The following is a 2,098-nucleotide window of genomic DNA, read 5'->3' as shown; positions in this document are numbered from 1 at the left end:
ATCGCCAACTGGTTGAAGCGATGATCAAAGTGAAGGCGCTAAATAAGATCAACACCCTTGGTCTGCCTAAATATCAGTAAGTTAAGTGAATTTGTTAGAGAGCTGCATTTGATCAACAAGGCCCATCACACAAGCGCTTGCTACAACTGCAGGTAAAAAGTACGAATTAAGCTTTTATTACTCTGCGCGTGTAGTTGGCAATGAACAAACAAATAAAGCTGAAGTTTTTTGGAATGGCGAGTCATTAGCAGTTGTTAATAGCAGCACTCAAGGTTGGACTAAATACAGCTTTACTGTTGAAGCTGACAGTGCCAGCTCATTACTAAGCTTTGCAGGTGCCGGTACATCAGATTCATTAGGTGCATTTATTGACAATGTAGTTGTTACTGAAGTTGCTGAGCCTTGCGCTGTTACCACTGGTTTATACGGTATTAATAACTTTGGCTCTGAAACTGAAGGCTATGTATATCACTTCAATCCAGAATCAAGCGCTGTAACTGTAGTTGCTGGCCTGAGCAATACAGCATCAAATATTGCTAGCAATGACGGTGTGCTTTATTTCATGGAGCAACTTGATAAAAGCAGCAAAGCGTCAAAAATCTATAGCCTAGATTTAGCCACTGATACGCAAGCTGAAGTTGCAGATGCGACATCATTCCCGATTTATCGCTCAACAGTGACTGCAGATGGTCTGTCTTTACGTGCGACAAGCAAAACATACATGTATGATTTTGACCTAACTACAGGTGAAAAAACGGTATTAGGTAAACTATCGTATGAAGGCGATACATTTGCAGACGGCGACATCGCTTATTCAAGTGATTACAACGTACTTTACGTGTTAACAGGTCAAGCACTTTACACAGTGGACGAAGGTAACCTTGAATTAACCCGAATCGGTGAGCACGGTGTTAATTGGGCGTCAGGTATTGCGATTGCTGATGACGGTACAATTTATATTTCAGGTAGAGAAAGCGGCGAGAATGCAAAAATCTACACCTTAGATCAAAACACCGCTGAAGCGACATTCGTAATGGATGGTCCGGCACACGTAAACGATTTAACGTTTGTTAGTGAAGCAGTTTGCGCAGCAGAGTAAACTGTGTTTAAAGCCATAAAATGCCAGCTTAGCTGGCATTTTTTTTAGCTAATCTTAGGTATCACTTATTAGTGAGCTTCTTTTGCTCTAACATTTCTTTCCAGTGCATCACTTCTGCTGGCAAAATAGGTGCAACTCCGCTAAAGCCCGCAACTTCAAGCATCTCTTCAACGCTAACAACACCTTTTTTACGTTTAAATACACCACGCACATAAGCAACTGCATGCAAACCTCTTTCTGAGTGAAACTTTTGCTCAATGTAAAAGTATTTATGGTCCCAGCCAACCAAGCGAGTGCTAACTGTGTACTTTTGCATTGGCTTAATATCGCGAATATAGGTAATTGCAGTTGCATTAACGATTGGAAACCAGCGGCGCTTCATTATGTGCTTTAACAAGCCTACTCGCTCAGTCATCCAAGTACGGGCAAGATCCATCATCGCTAAATAACGAGAATTAGTTAGATGAAAATTGATATCGCAATCGGTTGGTAACGCTTTAAATTCAATATCAATCGTGTCTAACAATTGCTGATAATCACGATTACGTTTAATTTTAAAAAACAGTAGTATAAGTCGAAAATAGAGGTTCACGGCAAAGGTCTAACCAGTTAATAATGCACAAAGTGTATCACAGCATATTGCTAAGGCGAATATTCTGCTCTAATCTGTGCATATATTAGTATAAAAAAAGAATAACCTAATGAAATTATTTAGTTTGGTAACTTTGTTCACTGCAAGTTTTTTCACCAGCTCAGCATTTGCTGACTTCAACTTTCCAGGTGACGGTACTTTAAAATATCCAACGGGTATTGAGAAAGCCTTTAAATTTGGTTTCGCTTGGCAACAAGGTTCTGAAAAGTTCACTATTGGTGGGCGTTGTTTCCTAAAAGTTTGAACTATCTTGCCAGCCTGTGATCAGATCATCTATATCCTACTAGCCCGTGCAACAACAATGAGCAAAATCACAAACTGGTCTCACTATAATCAAGCCCTCGTTA

Annotated in this window: 3 protein-coding genes; 2 read left to right on the top strand and 1 reads right to left on the bottom strand. The window is 40.0% G+C overall.

The window, feature by feature from the left end; translation table 11 throughout:
* Positions 1–562 precede the first annotated feature (562 nt).
* Positions 563–1,099 (top strand): hypothetical protein, encoded by a 537-nt coding sequence (locus tag ABMY41_RS21660; RefSeq protein ID WP_349276246.1) that lies wholly within the window; start codon positions 563–565, stop codon positions 1,097–1,099.
* Positions 1,100–1,160: 61 nt separating this feature from the next.
* Here ABMY41_RS21660 and ABMY41_RS21655 read toward each other — a convergent pair whose 3' ends face one another.
* Entirely contained in the window at positions 1,161–1,691 is a 531-nt protein-coding gene (locus tag ABMY41_RS21655; RefSeq protein ID WP_349276244.1) for a thioesterase family protein, read from the bottom strand.
* A 109-nt stretch (positions 1,692–1,800) separates the two neighbouring features.
* On the opposite strand from ABMY41_RS21655, the gene ABMY41_RS21650 reads away from it, so the two are divergent.
* Positions 1,801–1,995, top strand: a complete 195-nt coding sequence (locus ABMY41_RS21650) for a hypothetical protein (protein WP_349276242.1) — start codon at positions 1,801–1,803, stop codon at positions 1,993–1,995.
* Positions 1,996–2,098: the final 103 nt, after the last annotated feature.

Origin of the sequence: Pseudoalteromonas sp. BZA4 (genome assembly GCF_040104395.1) — a bacterium.
GTDB lineage: Bacteria > Pseudomonadota > Gammaproteobacteria > Enterobacterales > Alteromonadaceae > Pseudoalteromonas.
The sequence above is the reverse complement of the archived record's forward strand: the minus strand, read 5'-3'. Positions and strand labels throughout refer to the sequence as shown.

Bases quoted from the DNA above. Each gene is read 5' to 3' on its own strand.
- ABMY41_RS21660 (WP_349276246.1), top strand. From the start codon at position 563: ATGGAGCAACTTGATAAAAGCAGCAAAGCGTCAAAAATCTATAGCCTA.
- ABMY41_RS21650 (WP_349276242.1), top strand. From the start codon at position 1,801: ATGAAATTATTTAGTTTGGTAACTTTGTTCACTGCAAGTTTTTTCACC.